The sequence below is a fragment of the Streptacidiphilus fuscans genome (assembly GCF_015690355.1).
GTDB classification, from domain to species: Bacteria; Actinomycetota; Actinomycetes; order Streptomycetales; family Streptomycetaceae; genus Streptacidiphilus; species Streptacidiphilus fuscans.
Genome location: NZ_JADPRT010000005.1, coordinates 407804 through 426547, shown reverse-complemented (window position 1 = coordinate 426547; position 18744 = coordinate 407804). Strand labels below are relative to the sequence as shown.

The 18744-nt window shown below is 71.0% G+C and carries 18 protein-coding genes; 12 read left to right on the top strand and 6 right to left on the bottom strand.

Features of this window, described 5'->3' with window-relative positions; genetic code table 11:
- Nucleotides 1-243 precede the first annotated feature (243 nt).
- Nucleotides 244-816, top strand: coding sequence for a hypothetical protein (locus I2501_RS15210; RefSeq protein ID WP_196194513.1), 573 nt, complete (start codon nt 244-246; stop codon nt 814-816).
- Nucleotides 817-914: 98 nt separating this feature from the next.
- Here I2501_RS15210 and I2501_RS15205 read toward each other — a convergent pair whose 3' ends face one another.
- Nucleotides 915-3476 (bottom strand): pullulanase X25 domain-containing protein, encoded by a 2562-nt coding sequence (locus tag I2501_RS15205; protein WP_196194512.1) that lies wholly within the window; start codon nt 3474-3476, stop codon nt 915-917.
- A 301-nt stretch (nt 3477-3777) separates the two neighbouring features.
- Between I2501_RS15205 and adh the strand changes: the two genes are divergently transcribed.
- Both adh and I2501_RS15195 read left to right on the top strand, forming a co-directional pair.
- Nucleotides 3778-5295: an aldehyde dehydrogenase gene (adh, locus tag I2501_RS15200; RefSeq protein WP_196194511.1), complete on the top strand. Its 1518-nt coding sequence runs from the start codon at nt 3778-3780 to the stop codon at nt 5293-5295.
- Nucleotides 5295-5705, top strand: coding sequence for a DUF779 domain-containing protein (locus I2501_RS15195; RefSeq protein WP_196194510.1), 411 nt, complete (start codon nt 5295-5297; stop codon nt 5703-5705). The genes adh and I2501_RS15195 overlap by 1 nt, the downstream gene beginning before the upstream one ends.
- Nucleotides 5706-5717: 12 nt before the next feature.
- On the opposite strand, the gene I2501_RS15190 is transcribed toward I2501_RS15195, so the two are convergent.
- Nucleotides 5718-6254, bottom strand: coding sequence for a DUF6069 family protein (locus I2501_RS15190; RefSeq protein WP_196194509.1), 537 nt, complete (start codon nt 6252-6254; stop codon nt 5718-5720).
- Between the two features lie 133 nt (nt 6255-6387).
- Nucleotides 6388-6903, bottom strand: a complete 516-nt coding sequence (locus I2501_RS15185) for a hypothetical protein (protein WP_196194508.1) — start codon at nt 6901-6903, stop codon at nt 6388-6390.
- A 247-nt stretch (nt 6904-7150) separates the two neighbouring features.
- On the opposite strand from I2501_RS15185, the gene I2501_RS15180 reads away from it, so the two are divergent.
- Nucleotides 7151-7717 (top strand): hypothetical protein, encoded by a 567-nt coding sequence (locus I2501_RS15180; RefSeq protein WP_196194507.1) that lies wholly within the window; start codon nt 7151-7153, stop codon nt 7715-7717.
- Nucleotides 7718-7878: 161 nt separating this feature from the next.
- On the opposite strand, the gene I2501_RS15175 is transcribed toward I2501_RS15180, so the two are convergent.
- The gene (locus tag I2501_RS15175; RefSeq protein ID WP_196194506.1) at nt 7879-8067 is read right to left on the bottom strand and encodes a hypothetical protein; all 189 of its coding nucleotides are present in this window, start codon (nt 8065-8067) and stop codon (nt 7879-7881) included.
- 112 nt (nt 8068-8179) lie between these two features.
- Here I2501_RS15175 and I2501_RS15170 point away from each other — a divergent pair, with 112 nt between their 5' ends.
- Nucleotides 8180-8410, top strand: coding sequence for a DUF2277 domain-containing protein (locus I2501_RS15170; protein ID WP_196194505.1), 231 nt, complete (start codon nt 8180-8182; stop codon nt 8408-8410).
- A 23-nt stretch (nt 8411-8433) separates the two neighbouring features.
- Here the strand turns inward: I2501_RS15170 and I2501_RS15165 are convergent, their stop codons facing one another.
- Together I2501_RS15165 and I2501_RS15160 are read right to left on the bottom strand one after the other, a co-directional pair.
- Complete coding sequence (locus I2501_RS15165) at nt 8434-9051, bottom strand: MarR family winged helix-turn-helix transcriptional regulator (RefSeq protein ID WP_196194504.1); 618 nt, start codon at nt 9049-9051, stop codon at nt 8434-8436.
- Entirely contained in the window at nt 9035-10318 is a 1284-nt protein-coding gene (locus I2501_RS15160) for an FUSC family protein (protein WP_196194503.1), read from the bottom strand. The genes I2501_RS15165 and I2501_RS15160 overlap by 17 nt, the downstream gene beginning before the upstream one ends.
- Before the next feature lie 116 nt (nt 10319-10434).
- Between I2501_RS15160 and I2501_RS15155 the strand changes: the two genes are divergently transcribed.
- The 7 genes from I2501_RS15155 to tuf all read left to right on the top strand — a co-directional run bounded on the left by I2501_RS15155 (nt 10435) and on the right by tuf (nt 18137).
- Nucleotides 10435-10719, top strand: coding sequence for a hypothetical protein (locus I2501_RS15155; RefSeq protein ID WP_196194502.1), 285 nt, complete (start codon nt 10435-10437; stop codon nt 10717-10719).
- A gap of 237 nt (nt 10720-10956) precedes the next feature.
- A complete protein-coding gene (locus tag I2501_RS15150) occupies nt 10957-12207 on the top strand; it encodes a styrene monooxygenase/indole monooxygenase family protein (protein WP_196194501.1) in 1251 nt (416 codons plus the stop codon).
- A gap of 188 nt (nt 12208-12395) precedes the next feature.
- Nucleotides 12396-12644, top strand: coding sequence for a hypothetical protein (locus I2501_RS15145; protein WP_196194500.1), 249 nt, complete (start codon nt 12396-12398; stop codon nt 12642-12644).
- 323 nt (nt 12645-12967) lie between these two features.
- On the top strand, nt 12968-13804 hold the full coding sequence (locus I2501_RS15140; protein WP_196194499.1) for an isocitrate lyase/PEP mutase family protein: 837 nt from the start codon (nt 12968-12970) through the stop codon (nt 13802-13804).
- 234 nt (nt 13805-14038) lie between these two features.
- Nucleotides 14039-15589, top strand: a complete 1551-nt coding sequence (locus I2501_RS15135; RefSeq protein WP_196194498.1) for a GMC family oxidoreductase — start codon at nt 14039-14041, stop codon at nt 15587-15589.
- 62 nt (nt 15590-15651) lie between these two features.
- A complete protein-coding gene (locus I2501_RS15130) occupies nt 15652-16617 on the top strand; it encodes an amidohydrolase family protein (protein WP_196194497.1) in 966 nt (321 codons plus the stop codon).
- 308 nt (nt 16618-16925) lie between these two features.
- Nucleotides 16926-18137 carry an elongation factor Tu gene (tuf, locus tag I2501_RS15125; RefSeq protein ID WP_196194496.1) on the top strand — a complete coding sequence of 404 codons (1212 nt, stop codon included), beginning with the start codon at nt 16926-16928 and terminating at the stop codon, nt 18135-18137.
- Nucleotides 18138-18744 lie beyond the last annotated feature (607 nt).

Genomic DNA, 18744 nt, shown 5'->3' with positions numbered 1-18744 from the left:
AACCATAACCGCGCGCGTGTGGTGAGTGGAGGCATGGCGGTGCTTCCTTCTCGGCGAGGTGAGGGGGAGCCCGGCGGGCTGCATGGCATGTACACCCCCCGGGTTGCGCCCCAGTGAAGCGGACGACCTGAGGGGGCGTCAATAGGTCCAGACCAATTACGACCCAGCAACGTCTGAACCAGTTGAGGATCAACGAGCGGAAGCGCGTGGAGAGTGTCAGTGCCGCGCGGCAGGATGGCCGGCATGCGATGGACCAGCGACACCATGCACGTTTCGTACCACCAGTACTACCTCTGCGGCGCCGACTACGACTACGAGGACCTGGACGAAGTCCAACGGCTCTCCAGCGGCAACACCCTGGCGGTAGGCAGCCCCGAGCGCCTCACCGCACTTTCCGGCACGCACTCCGGCGTGATCCGGTTGACCGTCGAGGGACTCGAAGGCGCTCCGCCCGCGCCCGGGCCGGAGTGGGAGAGCGCCGTGGAGGTGAGCCTCTACAGCTCCAGCGGTGAACTGTGGCTGGAGCCGTGGGGTGGCCGCGCCGTCCGCGAGGCGGGCAACCTCGCACACGCCGGGCCCGGCTGGTATCGGGTGCGCGTCCAGTCCATAGGCCGGGATCGCGGCCACGCGGAGGACACGGTCTTCACGTGGGTGGAGGAGCACTACCTGGCGATCTGGCCCGCTCCTCCAGAGCCCGACCTCGTTCATCGTGTCACCGATGAGTACGGACTGTTGTACTACGACCCGCAGCGCCCACCGGCCCAGCCGCTGTATCCGACCGCCGGGCCGCCGACGAGGACTTCGACCGGAGGCTAGCCGATGGGGCCCTGCTCAGCGGTGATCGCTCCCGCGTGGCAGGGCCGCCCCCGCTGTCCGCGAGGGCGGCCCTGCCACGGCCCGAGTCCGCTCCTGCGTCAGCTCGCGGTGAAGACCGTCACCGCCTGCGGGTCGCACGACGTGTTCCCCGTCGTGGACGTCGCCCCGGCGGAGTTGAGCACTTTGGTCCAACTCCCGCTCGGCAGCGTGACGTTGTAGGCGCTGGTGGTGGGGTTGACCACCACGACGGTGTCGTACGTCGTCGGCGCGGCCGGGTTGTCGCTGATCTCGGCGATCACCACCGAGCCGTTGACCTGCGTCGCGATCTGGTTCTTGACGGCGGACCAGGTCGTCAGCCGCAGCGACGGCGTGGCCTTCCGCAGAGCGATCGCGGCCTGGTAGTAGCTGTCGATCGAGGCGTTGGTGACCAGGTCGCCCCAGTGGATCGCGTTGACCGTGTCCGGGGCGTTGTAGGAGTTCATCGCCGTCGTGTAGTCGCCGTTCACCACCTTGGAGCGGAGGAACTCGTCGCCCTCGGCGATGACCGGAACGCCCTGGGAGGTGAGGATCGTGCCGACCGCGAGACGGTCGATCGCACCGGCGGCGCCCGTCGCGCCGCCGCTCGCTCCCGAGTAGGTGATCTTGTCGTAGAGGTTGAGGTTGTCGTGGATGGAGACGTAGTTCATCGTCTGCTCGGGGTTGAGCGCGAACGCCGGCGTCCACAGGTTGGAGGAGACGGGCGTGGTGCTGTCGGCGTCCGTGGGTGAGCCGGTCATCCCGAACGCGATGGCGGACGGGTTGCCGTTGTTGCCCATGTACCCGAAGACGTTGTCGTCGGTCCCGCCCCGGATCGCGTCCCGGTAGACGCCGTTGAACGCCCCGAAGTGCACCGGCGCCAGCGCGGGCATGTTGCCGTAGCGCACCTTCTGCGGCTCGTTCGGGTCGCTGGCCCCGCCGTTCCACGGCTCGCCGTAGAGCATCAGGTCGCGGTCGGGATAGGTGGTCTCCAGGTAGTTGGCCCAGGTGTAGACGTTGTTGTAGTAGTGGACGCCCGCCAGGTCGAACCGGAAGCCGTCGACGTTGTAGTCGCGGACCCAGTGCTCCAGCGAGTCCTGGATCATCTGACTGACCATCGGGTTGCCGTCGTCGATCGAGTCGCCCGTGCCCGAAAGGTCGGTCGGCGTGTAGTACTTGCCGGTGATGTTGCCGAAGACGTTCTTCGTGTAGGTGTGGTTGTAGACCACGTCCATGATCACGCGGATGCCGTTCTTGTGGAACGCGTTGACCATGTCCTTGAACTCGCGGATCCGGTCCTCCGGCGCGGTGAACTGCGAGTACTGCTCCTCGGGCACGTTGTAGTTCACGGGGTCGTAGCCCCAGTTGGGCACCGTGCTGCCGAAGTCGAAGGAGGGCATGATCTGGACCGCGGTGACGCCCAGCTGCTTCAGGTGGTCGATGCCGGTGCTGACGCCGTCGTAGGTCGTGCCGTTCTCGACCAGGCCGAGGAACTTGCCGCGCTTGGCGGCGTCGACGCCCGAACTCGGGTCGATCGTGTAGTCGTGGACGCTCAACTCGTAGACGACCGCGTCCGTCCGGTTGACCAGCGCGGGCCGCGGATCCCAGCCCCCGTCCGTCGGCGTCACCGCGGCCGTGTCCACCACGACGCCCTCGGTGGTGTTGGGCACCACCATCTGCGCGTACGGGTCCGGCACGGCAACGCCGTTGACATAGAACTGGTAGTCCTGGTCGAGCAGGTTCCCGGAGACGACCGTCTGGTAGACCGAGGAGTAGCCCGCGAGCGACGCCGGGCTCAGTGTGTAGTTGCTGCCGCCGACGCTGAGCGTGACGTTCGAACTGTCCGGCGACCAGATACGGAACGTCGTCGCGGCCGACGTGTACAGCGCGCCCAGCGTGTCCAGCGGCGCGGTGCCGCCCGCGTTGCTCACCACGGTCAGCAGGTGGGTGGACTCGTTGTAGGAGAAGGTCGTGGTGTCACCGTTCGCGGGCACGGTGAAGGGGATGTTCGCGCCGTTGGCCGCCCCGCCCGCACCGTAGTTGGTGGTCCACGACTGCCCGAGCGTCACCTTGGTGTTCCAGGTCCCGGCCGGGATCGCGGTGGTGGTGAAGGTGGAGACGCCGTTGCCGTCGGGATCCGTCATGGTGGTCGCCGCGCACGTGGCGTCCCAGGTCGCGCCGCAGCCCGTCGCGGTCTGCCAGTCGCCGGTGGCCGTGACCACCGGCATCGCGGAGCTGTCGGTGACGACATGGGTGTCCGGGTCGTAGACGAACGCGACCGTCTCGCCGCCGGTGGGGACGGTGATGTCGATGTTCGCCCCGCCGGGCGCGCCGCCCGCACCGTAGTTGACGGTCCATGCGTCGTCGATGGCGGCCTTGTACGAGTAACTTCCGGCGGGCAGGGTAAGCGACGCCTTCCACCGGCCGTCGGCCGCGAGCGTCATCTGCGCCTGCGCGCAGTCGGGTTGCCAGGTGGTCGAGCACCCGATGGCGGTGTCGAACGTTCCGGCCAGGCTCACCTCGGCGGGCGTGTCCGCGTGCGCGGGCGCGGACCGCGTCACGGCCCCGCCGCCGAGCAGCGCGAGCGCGGCGGCGAGCGCGGCCAACCGGCGCAGGGCCGTGGTGCTTCTTCGGTAGCTGGTCATTCGATGGCTCAGGCTCATCGGCGGGGAAGCCTCCTGGTCAGGCCGAGGCGCCGCGCATCCCGGGCACGGCGCGCCGGACCATGACACTCCCGCCCTGCCGACGACGGCGTCAAGGCTTCTGCAAGTGTTTTCTGCAATTTGCGGAGGGAATTTCCAGTGAACATCCGACCCCTTGACCCCTCGCCGGGGACAGCCGGACCGCGACGCGGAGGACGGCACGCCAACCTTTTGCCAACCTCCGTCAGCCAGAGTGTGCGCCGACTCACCGGACCCGCCGGACGTACTCGACGAGGAGGACGCGATGGTCTATGCCCAGCCCGGGACCGAGGGCAGCATCGTCAGTTTCAAGCCGCGCTACGACAACTTCATCGGCGGCGACTGGGTCGCTCCGGCAGAGGGCCAGTATTTCGACAACCCCACGCCGGTGACCGGTGAGACGTTCTGTCAGGTCGCGCGCTCCACCGCGCCGGACATCGAGGGCGCGCTGGACGCCGCCCACGCCGCGGCCGAGTCGTGGGGGCGGACGACCGCGACCGAGCGGGCGCTGACGCTGAACCGGATCGCGGACCGGATCGAGCAGCACCTCGAACGCCTCGCCGTCGTCGAGACCTGGGAGAACGGCAAGCCGGTGCGCGAGTCGCTGGCCGCCGACATCCCCCTCGCCGTCGACCACTTCCGCTACTTCGCGGGCGTGATCCGAGCGCAGGAGGGCAGCATCACCCAGATCGACGAGGACACCGTCGCGTACCACCTCCGCGAGCCGCTGGGCGTGGTCGGGCAGATCATCCCGTGGAACTTCCCGATCCTGATGGCGGCGTGGAAGCTCGCCCCCGCGCTCGCGGCCGGGAACTGCGTGGTCATCAAGCCCGCCGAGCAGACCCCGGTCAGCATCCTGGTGGTGATGGAACTGATCGCCGACCTGCTGCCGCCCGGCGTCGTCAACATCGTCAACGGCTACGGCGTCGAGGCGGGCAAGCCGCTGGCGTCCAGCCCGCGGGTGGCCAAGGTCGCCTTCACCGGCGAGACCACCACCGGCCGGCTGATCATGCAGTACGCGTCGGAGAACATCATCCCGGTGACGCTGGAGCTGGGCGGCAAGAGCCCGAACATCTTCCTGCCCGACGTGACGGCGCAGGACGACGACTTCCTGGACAAGGCCGTCGAGGGCTTCGTGATGTTCGCGCTCAACCAGGGCGAGGTCTGCACCTGCCCGTCGCGGGCGCTGGTCCACTCCTCGATCTACGACGAGTTCATGGCGCGCTGCCTGCGCCGCACCGAGGCGATCGTGGGCGGCGACCCGCTCGACCCGGCGACGATGATCGGCGCCCAGGCCAGCAACGACCAGTACGAGAAGATCCTCTCCTACCTGGACATCGGCGTGCGGGAGGGCGCGCAGGTGCTGACCGGCGGCGGACCGCGCAAGGTCCCCGGGCTGGAGGGCGGTTACTACATCGAGCCGACGGTCTTCAAGGGCCGCAACGACATGCGGATCTTCCAGGAGGAGATCTTCGGCCCGGTCGTCTCCGTCACCACCTTCGACACCGAGGACGAGGCGCTGCGGATCGCCAACGACACCCTCTACGGCCTCGGCGCGGGCGTCTGGTCCCGTGACGGAAACGCCGCCTTCCGCTTCGGCCGGGCCATCAAGGCGGGCCGCGTCTGGACCAACTGCTACCACGCCTACCCGGCGGGTGCCGCCTTCGGCGGGTACAAGAAGTCCGGCATCGGACGCGAGAACCACGCGATGATGCTCGACCACTACCAGCAGACCAAGAACCTGCTGGTCAGCTACTCCGACAAGAAGCTCGGCTTCTTCTGATGACAGCCGGCCCGCGCACCACGCGGGTGGAGCTGACCGAGCCGGCCACCGCACTCCTGCGACGGCTGGCCCGGCAGCACGGCCCGCTGATGTTCCACCAGTCCGGCGGCTGCTGCGACGGCAGTTCGCCGATGTGCTACCCGCGCGGGGAGTTCCGCGTCGGCGGCCAGGACGTGATGCTCGGCGTCGTCGACGACGAGACCCCGTTCTGGATGAGCGCCGACCAGTTCGCCTACTGGCAGCACACCCACCTGACGGTCGACGTCGTGCCGGGCCGTGGCAGCGGCTTCTCGGTCGAGGCCCCGGAGGGCGTCCGCTTCCTGATCCGCTCCCGGCTGCTCACCGAGGCCGAACTCGCCCGCCTCGAAGCCGAACTACCCCTCCCCACCGGAGCCGACCGGCCCGAATGAGGAGGACCGCGGTCACCAGTCGCGTGCGTCGTACCGCTGCGCGTGCGACTGGGGCTGGGGCTGCGACTGGGGGTAGCCCTGCGGCTGCGGGTACGGGCGGCGTCGCGCGGTCGTCTGGGCACCCCGGGCCGCGCTGATCAGCAGCAAGGTGACCACGACGCCGAGGATGAGGTTGAGCACGGTGGTGGCGATGACCTCGGTACTGGTGCCGACGACCTTCAACGGCATGATGACGGCGACGACGGTCAACAGGGCCATGATCCAGCCGAAGAAGACCGTGGCGCTCGGCGTGGTCGACAGCAGGAAGTGCAGCAGGCCGGTCGCGACCAGGGCGACGACACCTGCGGCCACCGCGTAGCTGGTGGTGCTGGCGTCGCCCCACATGCCCTCGCCCTGCGGGGCGAGGATGGCGAGGTGGAGCATGCCACGCGCGATCAGGATGCCGACCTCGGTGAGCAGTCCCGCCACCACGGCCGTCGCGATTCCGCCGCCCCACAGGCGTCCGGCATCGATCCGCGGTCCGTCGTCCTCGGGATAGGGATGGGTCACTTGGCGGCTCTCCTCCGTCGGTATGGACGGCCAGTCACGCTAACAGCGGGGATTGCAGGCGAAGCGTGCCCTTTGGGGAGGTTTCGCAACGATCGGGCGGCTGTTGGCGTTTCCGGCCGCGAAGCCGCTCGGGTCAGCCGCGTCGGTCGCGACGACCGAGCCGACCGCGTGGGAAGTAGCCGTTGGCGGCCGGCAGGAACATCAGCACGACGGCCGCGAGCACCGAGGACACGTGGACGGTCCGGCTGGCGGCGAAGACGAAGTCCAGCGGCGTGGCATGCGCCAGCTCCCAGCCCAGCGAACGGCCATGCGCCAGGGCCTGGACCGGTCCGACCACCATCGACGCCGTGCCGACCACGCCGAGCCCGATCGCCAACACGATGCGGGCCCAGTCACGGCCGGTACGCATCTGACGCACAATCAGCAGTGCGGCCACGAACACCGGAAGGCGTATCGCCAGCCCCACGGCGATCTCCCCGGCGGAGCCGGTGCCGTCCGCGAGCATCCTGCCGATCGCCAGGACCGTTTCGAAGGCCCCGGCGGCAACGGCCGTCACCCACAACGCGAATGCCGCACGGACGGGGCCCGGAGGCAGTCCGGCGGGGGAGGGGGCGGTCGGGACCTGGTGCAGGGTGGCGCTCTGGGGCATCGCGGCGTCCTTTCAGACGGTGACGTCTCACGAGACGTCCCATGAAGTGATCTCTCATGACGTGACGTCAGAAGTTCGTGTGGGAACGCCTTCGATGCTCATGCAGGGACCGCCGCCGTGACTCTCCCGCTGGCCGGTGGATTCGGCAGGGGGCTGTCCCCACCAAGGTTTCGCCTTTTCCTTCGTTCGAGTGGAAGGACCCGGGCCCGCTGGCCCCGTGCCTTGGTGGGCCGCTAGCGTCACGGCCGTGATCGCGGATCTGACGCCTGCCGACATGGTGGCCGATCCGGTCAGCTGCTTGGCCATCTTCGAGGACAGGGTGCGGATCGAGCAGCTCCGACTGGAGCAACTGGACAGCATCGTCCGGGAACTGACGCGCATTGTGGGCGCGCAGGACCGGCTGCAAGCCCTGCTCGACGGGCACGAGCCGGCCGAGGACGAGCCGCATGCGGCGCTGCTGGCCCGGCCACGGGTCCCCGCGCCAGGTCGCGGGCCGATGCGTGGGCCGACCCGATCGGCGCGGACCGCCTCGGGCGGGGCCGGGGAGCGGTCGAGCGGAGGCGGAGCGGAGAGCGCCGCGTCACGGGAGCGGCCGGGACGCCATCTGGACCGCGCGATGGAGGTGCTGGCAGGCGAGCCGCAGCGGCACTGGAGCGCCCCGGAGATCGCCGCGCTGATCGGGGCGGACGCGGACTGGCTGCGCTTCGTGCTGCACAGCGCGGCCAACCGGGGCCTGGTCAAGCGGCACGCGCAGACGCGCCCGGCAGGGTCGACCCGAGGCCGCCCGGTGGCGATCCGCTTCAGCGCGGCGTAGGCGGCGGATGCGCTGCACAGCCCGGCGTGGATGGCCGGGGTCGCTGTGAGGCGTCAGACGTCAGAGGGGCGCAGCGCATCGGAGGTGCGCGGCTGTGACCGAGGTGCGGCGGTGTGCGACCGAAGCGATCGCCCGCCGCACCTGGTGCGTCACGGGCACGGTCAGGGCAGCAGGCGCTCGACCGCCGCGGGGCCCTCCTCCTCGAGGGCCTTGCGGGCCTTCTCGATCAGCTCCGGCGTCGGTTCCCGGCCGCTGGCGCGGACCATGTCCTCGGGATCGACGGGATGCTCGGCCCCGGTGTGGAGCAGCCGGTCCGGGGTCGGTCGCGACTCATCCTCGGATTGGGACATCTGGTACCTCCTGGCCCGTGCCTACGCGTCGTCCTACCCCTGCACTGTAGGCCGCCCACGCCCCACCCGCACGCTGCTCCGCGCTGTCAGTCAAGCGTCCTACGCTGGATGTATGTGCCGATCGATCAAGACCCTCCGCGCCCCGGTCACCCCTGATCCGCAGGACGCCGACATCCACGCCGCCGCGCTGCAGTACGTGCGCAAGGTCTCCGGCTTCCGCGCCCCCGCCGCGCACAACCGCGAGGCCTTCGACGAGGCCGTCGAGGCCGTCGCCACGGCCACCCGCGACCTGCTCGACGCCCTGGTCGTGCGCGGAGCGCCCCGCGCAGCCGTCGACGTCTAGGGTCTGGACGCGGCCCGGCAGGCTCAGCCCAGCGTGCGGGCGAGGCGGCCCTCCAGCAGGAGCAGCAGGTCGGCCAGGCCGTCCGCGAGCTCGGCACGTTCGGTGGCCGGCAGGCCCGAGAACAGCGAGCGCTCGAACGCGAGTTGGGCGGGCAGAACGCGGTCCGTCAGCTCCTGACCGGCCTCCGTCAGCGTCAGGCGGGCGACGCGGCGGTCCCGGCCGTCCGAGCGGCGCTCGACCAGGCCGCGGTCCTCAAGTCGGCGCAGCCGCTTGGTGACCGCCGCGCCCGACGCGAAGGTCTCGCGGACCAGCTCGCCGGGGGTCAGGGCTCGGCCCGAGCGGCGCAGCGTGCCGAGCAGGTCGAACTCGGCGCGGGTCAGCTCCTCGTGTCGCAGCTGGTCGTCGGAGGCCTGTTGGAGCAGCGCGGCGCACCGGTTGATCCTGCCGACCAGGCCCATCGGCTCGACGTCCAGGTCGGGGTGGACCGCCCGCCACTGCCGCATGACGCCGGTGACGATGTCCTCGCCGCCGTCGCGGTGCGTCTCGGCGGGACGTGCGGGCTCAGCCAGTTCAGCCGGTTCAGCCGGCTCAGCGAGATCAGGCAGCTCGGGCAGCTGAGGCAGCTCAGGCGGCTCGGACATCGGCGGACTCCCGTTCTCCCAGCAGGGCGAGCACCCGGTGTCCCTCGCGTTCCACGCGCTGTACCTCCTCGATCGCGATCGGTCGCTGCCACCACTCTCCCGCATGACCGTCGGCGGACTCACGCAGCTCGTGCAGGGAGTCGGCCAGCCGGACCCGGCCGACCTGCGGCGCGGCGGCGACCGCCGCCTCGGCGTGCCGCAGCGCCTGGGCCAGCCGGTCGCTGGCGCGGCGGTTGGTGACCAGGACCGCGCTGAGGATGCCGAAGGCCGCGCCGAGCACGGTGTCCAGCCAGCGGTCGCCGACCAGCGTGCCCACGGGCTCGGCGGATCCGGAGCCGGCCAGGTCGCCGATCGAGACCAGCAGCAGCGCCATCGGCGTCACGAAGACCTGCGCCACCCAGTAGTTGCGGGTGATCGTCGCCTCCGCGCCGATCTGGCAGCCGGCGATCAGCAGCAGCGCGACCAGTGCGCCGTAGCCGGAGGCCCGGCTGAGCGGCACGGTCGCGGTGAACAGCACCAGCCCGAGCAGGCTGCCGACGGTCCGCTGCAGCGCGCGCTGCCAGGAGACGCTCGTGTTGGCGCGATGGACGGCCGCCGCCGTCACCACGGCCCAGTACGGGTGGCCGACCCCCGCCGCGAGCGAGGCCCACCCGGCCAGCGCGCACCCCACGCCGACCCTGACCGCCAGCGGCAGCAGGCTGCGCAGGCCCTGCGGCGCACGGGGGACGCCCAGCGTCAGCGCCGGACCGTGCGGCTTGACCAGCGCCGGAGCCAGGCACACCGCCCAGGCGACCGCACCGCCCACGAGCACCAGCCCCAGATGCGCCGGGATCTGGCCGAGCCGCTGCGGCACGAAGAACGCCGACGCGCCGACGAAGGTGAAGATCACATTGCCGGGCGGCCCGAGCCGCGTGGCGTCGCAGAGCAGCTTGTGCACGCCCGCGAGCAATGCCGCGAGCGCGATCAGCACGACGGTCGACCGCACCGTCGCGGCTGCGGTCAGCGCGACGCCCACGGTCCCCGCCATCCCCAGCACCACCCAGGCCAGCGCGCGTGCCCGCTCCCGGTACGGGAGGGCGTGCGTGTACAGCGCGCACATCGTCCCGGCGGAGGTGTACAGCACCAGGTCGAGCCGCCCGAGGGCGAGCAGCAGCAGGTCCGGCAGCAGCGTCGCGACCGCGACGCTCAGGGCAGGACGGTGCCACGGCCCGACGGCGGGCCGCAGACGGAGTGTTCCGCGCAGGGGGAGGGAGGGGAAGCCGACCATGGGATAAATATTAGCAGGTGTTTTACTCGTAAAACATCTACCGCGCGGCGTGGACTCGAAATCTCTCTAAAATGGACGAACCATCCCATACGTGCAGGGCAGGAGGGAGCACCGTCATGGCGGCTCACCAGTCCAAGAAGCTGCGTCGCGACGCGGAGGATCTGCTGCGACGCAAGGGAATGATGGCCATGCCGGAGACGACGGCCATGCCCGGCGGCATGGCGCCGGTCTCCACACCGACGGGCATGCCCGCCGCCGGGCCGACGGCCACGCCGTTCGCCCACCACTCCGCGAGCGCGAAGCGCAGCCGCGGACAGTCCCCGCTGGCCGCCGCGCACGACCTGGTCCCGGGCCACCGGCACCGCGGCGCGGAACAGCACTCGGCGCTCAGCGGGAGGTGACCCCGATCCCGGCCGGCCGCCTCGCTGACCACGGTCACGACTGACGAAATCGGCCGGGCGGGTTCCGCTCGAACAGGCACCGGATAAGGTGACGACGAATCTCAGACACCCTGCATCAGCAGGGTGTCTGACTTTTGCTCAGCAGCCGTACTCGTACTGATCAGTACGCGCCAGTACGCCCGAGTGCGCCGCTGGACCCGAGACCGTCCCACCACACCCGCGATCAGGAGCCTTTTCGTGGCGAACATACTCGTCGTCGGCGCCGGCCAGGCCGGACTGCAACTCGCCCTCGGCCTCCAGGCCGACGGCCACGACGTCACCGTGACCACCGACCGGACCGCCGAACAGGTCCGCGAGGGGCGGGTGTTGTCGACGCAGTGCATGTTCGGCGGCGCTCTCGCCCACGAGGCCGCGCTCGGCCTGGACCTGTGGGCCGACGAGGCCCCCGCCGTCGAGGGGCTCGGCGTCTCCGTCAGCGGCCCCGAGGCGGCCCGGGTGATCGACTGGGTCGCCCGCCTCGACGCGCCCGGCCGTTCGGTGGACCAGCGGATCAAGATGCCGCGCTGGCTGGAGCTGTTCGCGGAGCGCGGCGGCAAGGTCGTCGTGGAGACGGTCACCGCGGCCTCCCTCGACGCCGTCGCCGCGAACTACGACCTGATCCTGCTCGCCACGGGCAAGGGCGACCTCTCCGCCCTGCTCGGTCGGGACGCGGCGCGCTCGCCGTACACCGCCCCGCAGCGCTCGCTCGCCCTCGCCTATGTCCACGGCCTCGGCCCGCGCCCGGAGCACGACTTCGCCGCCGTGCGCTGCAACCTGGTGCCCGGCGTCGGCGAGCTCTTCGTCATCCCGGCGCTGACCCTCTCCGGCGCGTGCGACATCCTCTTCTGGGAGGGCGTCCCTGGCGGCCCGGTCGACGTCTTCCAGTCGGAGGGCGGCGCGCCGCTCGCCCCGCAGCAGCAGCTCGACACGATCCTCGACCTGATGCGCACCTACGTCCCGTGGGAGTACGAGCGCACCCGCGGCGGCGTCGAACTCACCGACGAGCGCGCCACCCTGGCCGGTCGCCTCACCCCGACCGTGCGCCACGCGGTCGGCGAACTGCCCAGCGGCGCACTGGTGTTGGGTGTCTCCGACGCGGTCGTCACCAACGACCCGATCACCGGTCAGGGCTCCAACACCGCCTCCAAGTGCGCCGCGAGCTACCTCGCGTCGATCCGCGCCCACGGTGACCGGCCGTTCGACCGCGAGTTCCTCCAGGGCGCCTTCGACACCTTCTGGGCGCAGACCGGCGAGCCGGTCACGGCGTGGACCAACGCGATGCTGGCCCCGCCGCCCGAGCACGTGCTCCAGTTGATCGGCGCCGCCGGTCAACTCCCCGCCGTCGCCCACCGGTTCGCCAACGGCTTCGACAGCCCCGAGGACTTCCCGAACTGGTTCTTCACCCCGGAGGCCGCGGCCGCCTACCTCGCCCAGGTGTCAGGGAGTTGAGCGCGCCCAGCGCCGATTCACCCTGTTCGCCCCTGATTTAGCGGCCCTGACCTGCGAAGGTGACGCTCCGCATCCGTTCGGGATGCGGAGCGCGGTGGCCCCTGTAATCGTGGTGAGCGCGCGCCGCTTCATTGCCCGGTCCCATGTGCGCCGGGCACGGCGCCTCACCCCATTCGGGAGTACACACCATGTCGAAGGTCAAGAACCAGCCCCGCAAGCAGAAGTCCGGCCAGCAGAAGCCGGTCGCCTCGGCCCACGGCGCGCACGCGCCGCAGGCCGTGCAGGACCGGCAGATGCAGGACCGGCAGCACCACGGCAAGGCCGCGATGATGGACGACAAGGCCCACGCCGGCGAGCCGATGATGATGTCGCCGATGCCGGAGGGTGGGATGCGCATGCCGTCCCACAAGAAGGAGAAGCGCCTCGGCCACAACTGAGCCGGCCGAACTGATCTGGCCGCAACTGATTCGGCCGCAACTGAGCCGAGTTCACTGAGGCGTTGACACGTTCACCTGTTGACGTGTCGAGGTGCTGACGCAGTGCGTTACGGCGCGGTCCTACACGCCGTGACCTGCGGGGCCAAGGACGTCCCGCGCCCGCGCCGCCCACCGGCGGCCCCGGGCGCGGGACGTTCGCGCGTGCGCGCTCAGGCTCCCGCCGGGAGACGGCCGGGGAGACGGCCGGGGAGACGGCGGATCGAGCCGGGTGGAAGATCGCGAGTGGCCCTCTCCGGGCCCTCGATCTGTGATCTGATGACCGCATGGCGACGACTACTGACACGGACACCGCGGTTCTGGTCGAGAAGGCGCGGGCGTTCCGTGCCCTGCACGTCCCGGGCCGCCCGCTGGTCCTGCCGAACGCCTGGGACGCCGCGTCCGCGGCGCTGGTGGCCAAGGCGGGCGCGAAGGCAGTGGCCACCACGAGCGCGGGAGTGGCCTGGAGCCTCGGCTTCGGCGACGGCGGCCACCTGGACCGCGCGACGGGGATCGCCGCGATCGCGCGGATCGCCGGAGCCGTCGACATCCCGGTCAGCGCCGACATCGAGCGCGGCTACGCCGACGACCCCGAGGGCGTCGCCGAGACCGTCCGCGGCGTGCTCGCGGCCGGTGTGGTCGGCGTCAACCTGGAGGACTCGCTCGGCCCGGTCCCCGCGAGCGCGGCCCGGATCGCCGCTGCCCGGCGCGCGGTGGACGCCGCCGGAGTGCCGCTCTACATCAACGCCCGGATCGACGTGTTCCGGATGCAGGACCCCGACCCGGAGGACTGGTTCCGCGAGGTCGTCACCCGCGCCGCCGCCTACACCGAGGCGGGCGCGGACGGCGTCTTCCTGCTGGGCGCGCTGAGCGCCGAGACCATCTCCTCCGTCGTGGAGGCCGTGAAGGTCCCGCTCAACGTCAGCGTGGCCCCGGGCACCCTCCCGGTCCCTGCCCTCGCCGCCGCCGGCGCGGCCCGGGTCAGCGCGGGCGCGGCCATCGCCGAGTCCGCCTACGCCCACACCGCCCGCCTCGCGAAGGCGCTGCTGACCACCGGCAGCTACCCGGAGCAGGTGGAGACGAGCCTGAACCACTCCCAGCTCAACAGCCTGCTGCTGGGTTGAGCGCAGCCTGCGGCCTGGAGGGCGGCCGGAGACAGCCCGGCCGCGTTCTCTCTTCGCATGGCGGATGACTTGAACATTCAAGTCGAGTGCGTATAGTTGAAGTGTCAAGTGAAGCTGCCGGTCCTTGATGAGGCCGCAGCCGCCCTGGATCGGATCGGACGGTTTCTCTCGACACAGCTCGCCCTCGCCAAGAAGTGATGATCCGTCAATACGCGTATCCACCTGGAGGTTGAGATGTCCGACGCCATGGAGATCGCCGACGTCGTTGTCGTCGGCGGCGGTTCCGCCGGTGCCGTGCTCGCGGCACGACTCAGCGAGGACCCCGCCCGAAAGGTGCTGCTGCTGGAGGCCGGGCGGGCGTACGCGCCCGACGCGTACCCGGCCGCGCTGCTGGACGCGGACCGGGTCGCCGACCCGGAGCACGACTGGGGCTACTCCTCCCGGGGCACCGACCGGTTGCCGCAGCTCGCTACGCCGCGCGGCAAGGTGCTCGGCGGCAGCTCCGCCGTGAACGCGGGCGTCGCCGTCCGGGCGCGCGCCGCCGACCTGGCCAAGTGGGGCGCGCACGGCGCCGAGGGCTGGTCCTACGACGACGTGCTGCCGGTGTTCCGGATGCTGGAGAAAACGCCCACCGGTGACGACGCCCACCACGGACGGACCGGCCCGCTGCCGATCCGCCAGCGCGCGGACGCGGAACTGACGCCGTCCCTGCTCGGCTTCGTCGAGGCGTCGGTGGCCCACGGGTACAAGCGGGTGCGCGACTTCAACGGCGCGGAGCAGAACGGCGCCGACGGCTACCCGGTCAACGTCGTCGACGGCGTCCGCCAGAACACCGGGCTCGTCTACCTGACCGCCGAGGTGCTGCGTCGCCCCAACCTCACCGTGCGCGGCGACATCACCGTCGACCGGGTCCTGTTCGACGGCTCGGACAGCTCGGGTGGCTCGGACAGCGTGGGCGGCACCACCGCCACCGGCGTCGTCGCCGCGGACGGCACGGTGTTCCGGGCCCGCGAGGTGATCCTCTCCGGTGGCACCTACGGCAGCCCGGCGATCCTGCTGCGCTCCGGCATCGGCCCTGCCGACGACCTGACCGCGCTGGGCATCCCCGTCGTCGCCGACCTGCCCGTCGGGCGGCGACTCCAGGACCAGCCCGCCTTCGTCAACGCCTACGCCCTGGCCCCCGATCACCTGGAGATGACCCCGGCGGTCGGCTCCCTGCTGTGGACGGCGTCCAGCGAGGCCGTCGGCGACGAACTGGACATCCAGGTGACCGCGACCCACCTGATGCCCGGCTCCTTCAGCCCGACCGGAGGAGCGATCGTGCTGATGGCCGCGCTCACGCTGCCCGAGTCGACCGGAACGCTCACACTGGCGAGCCGCGACCCCCACGCCGCACCGCTCATCGATCCCAACTACCTCGGCACCGCCCGCGACGCCCGCCGCCTGCTGGAGGCCGTCAAGATCGGCCGCGAGATCGCCCGCAACCATGTCTTCGCGCCGTTCGTCGCAGGCGAGTTGGCCCCCGGCGATGCTGTGGCCGACGACGCGGCCCTGGCCGAGGCCATCGCCGCCAACGTCGCCGTCTACGGGCACCCCACCTCGACCGCCCCGATGGGCGGCCCGCACGACCCCTGGGCCGTCGTCGACTCGGTCGGCGCGGTCAAGGGCGTCAGCGGGCTGCGCGTCGTGGACGCCTCGATCATCCCGGAGGTGCCCTCCACGGTCACCAACGTCACCACGATCATGCTGGCCGAGCACATCCACCGGCGCGTCTACGCCGACTGACACTCCCTCACACCGTCGTTAGGCCAAGCTGATCGTCCACCACGCTGACCAGGGAGATTGCCGTGACGTTCACGGTCGACATCCACCACCACATCCTGCCCGACTTCTTCTGGCGGGCGACCAACGAGGGCGACCACCCGGTGGGCGGCATCGCGCCGCCGCCGTGGTCGCGGGCGAGCACGCTGTCGTTCCTGGACGACGCAGGCATCGACGTCGCCGTCACCTCCGTCAGCACCCCCGGGGTGCACACCGGCGATGACGCCGCAGCACGGGCGTTGGCCCGGCGGTGCAACGAACTGGCAGCAGAGCTGATCCGCGACCGCCCCGACCGGTTCGGCGGCTTCGCCTGCCTCCCGCTGCCGGACGCCGACGGCGCGCTGAACGAACTGGCCTACGCCTTCGACGTCCTGGGGCTGGACGGCGTCGTGCTGTTCAGCAACACCCAAGGCGTCTACCTCGGCGACCCGCGTTTCGACCCGCTCTTCGACGAACTGCAGCGCCGCTCGGCGGTGGTGTTCGTGCACCCCAATCCGTCGCCCGACCCGGTCGCCCATGCGCTCGGCCTGCCCGACTCACTCGTCGACTTCCCGGCGGACACCACACGCGCCGTCGCCCGGCTGCACTACAGCAACACCTTCGCCCGCACCCCTGATGTGAAGTACGTCCTCTCCCACGCGGGCGGCACCGTGCCGTACCTGGCCGGTCGGTTCGGCATCGTCGACGAGATGGACGTCGTCCCCGAAGCCGAGGCCCGCGGCACGGCGGCGGACACGTTCCGCCGCCTGTACTGGGACACCGCCCTGTCCTGGAGCGACCCGGTGCTGCGGATGCTGCGCGACGTCGTGGGCATCGACCACGTCGTCTTCGGCTCCGACTACCCCTACCTGCGCCGCGACCTCGCCGTCGCCAACCGCGGCCGGATCGAGGCCAGCGCCGAGCTCACCGCCGCAGAACGCAGCGCCGTCCTCGGCGGCACGGCAACCACCCTGATCCCACGCCTGGCCGCGCTCGCTCCTGCGGTCCGGTGACTCCTGACGCGTAGGAGCACGTGGAAAACCGTTGGCGCCCGAGTGGGTTCCACCGGCAGGATGATCCGCATGTTCCCGCAGCCCATCGCCCAGTTCCCCGCAGTCGCGGGTGCGATGGCCGCTGCCCTCATTCCGGCAGTCGTGGCCGCAACTGCAACTGCAACCGCAACTGCAGTCGCAGCCGCAGGCGGCGCGCGAAGCTGACCTTCTCCGGGACGCGTCCCCGGGACCTCAGTCGGGGAAGGTCGGCCCGACGCTGAGGTCCCGTCAGATCGCTTGTCACACAAGACTTCCGGAGCAGAATCACCATGGCCAAGCAGGCCTTCGTGCGGACCAAGCCGCACCTGAACATCGGCACCATGGGTCACGTCGACCACGGCAAGACCACCCTCACCGCCGCCATCACCAAGGTGCTGGCCGAGCGCGGCGGCGGCAGCTACGTGCCGTTCGACCGCATCGACCGCGCCCCGGAGGAGGCCGCGCGCGGCATCACCATCAACATCTCCCACGTCGAGTACGAGACGGCCACCCGTCACTACGCCCACGTGGACATGCCGGGCCACGCCGACTTCGTCAAGAACATGATCACGGGCGCGGCGCAGCTGGACGGCGCGATCCTGGTCGTGTCCGCCCACGACGGCGTCATGCCCCAGACCGCCGAGCACGTGCTCCTTGCCCGTCAGGTCGGCGTCGAGCACGTGGTGGTGGCGCTCAACAAGGCCGACGCCGGGGACCCGGAGCTGCTCGACCTGGTCGAGTTGGAGGTCCGCGAGCTGCTCACCGCCCACGGCTACGACGGCGAGGGACTGCCGGTCGTCCGGGTCTCCGGGCTGCGCGCCCTGGAGGGCGACCCGCAGTGGTCGGCCGCGCTGCTGGGGCTGCTCGACGCGGTCGACGCGTACGTGCCGACGCCCGTCCGCTACACCGACGTGCCGTTCCTCATGCCGATCGAGAACGTGCTGACCATCACCGGCCGCGGCACCGTCGTGACCGGGGCGGTCGAGCGTGGTCGGATCAGGATGGGCGACCGGGTGGACGTGCTGGGCTACGGCTCGGAGGTGGTCTCGGTGGTCACCGGAGTGGAGACCTTCGGCCGGACCATGGACAGCGCGGAGGCGGGTGACAACGTCGCGCTGCTGCTGCGCGGCGTCCAGCGCGGCGAGGTGCGCCGCGGTCAGGTGGTCGCGGCGGCGGGCACCGCCGCGGTGCACGACTCGTTCACCGCCCGGCTGCACCTGCTGAGCACGGCGGACGGGGGTCGCCGCACGCCGATCACCAGCGGCTACCGGCCGCAGTTCTACCTGCGCACCGGTGACGTCGTCGGCGACCTCGTGCTGCCGGACGGCGTGCCGCTGGCGATGCCGGGCGACACTGTCGACGTCGAGGTGACGCTCGGTCAGCCGGTTCCGCTGGAGCCCGGCCTCGGCTTCGCGGTCCGCGAGGGCGGCCGCACGGTCGCCGCCGGGACGGTCGGGACGGTCGGGACGGGCAGGACAGTGGGCACAGTGGGCGCCGTCTAGGGTCCACCCAGGTCCCGTGGTCACGGAGCAGCAAGGCTCCGTGACCACGGGGCGTCGTGCTGCTGCGTATGGGCGGTCCGCTCACTCATTCATCCGTAGATCGCGTGGCACTGGGCAGCCAGGCTCTCAGGCAGCCCGACTTCCTTGGCGAGTTCGGTGCACGACTGACGCCCGCTCTGCAAGGGCGGCATCCCCGAGACCCTGTGACGTGACCCGCCGTCCATGGCATGGGTCGTGGGCCGGACGTGCCGCTGCCGTGCCGACGCGGCGGATCCCCGGCCGTTGCCGCTGCTTTCGTCGTTGCCGGTCTGGGTGGGGGTGGCGGACGCGGTGGCCGAAGCCGCCGGTGTCGGTCGGTCCCGTACCACGAGCCGTCCGCGCGGCGACGCAGCCGTGCCGGGTGAGTGGGACGACCCAGGAGAGACGGCAGGGGTGGGCATCCCGCTCGGGCCACCGGCTGCCGCAGGCGGTTGGCCTAGCGTCCAACTTCCCTGTGCCGCGCAGCCGCTGAGCGCGGCCACAACGGATGCGACCACCAGCCCCAGCGCCTGACCCCGGATTCCGGTCATCCTTCCGTGCCGGACACGGCAGCTTCGCTTGCTCATGA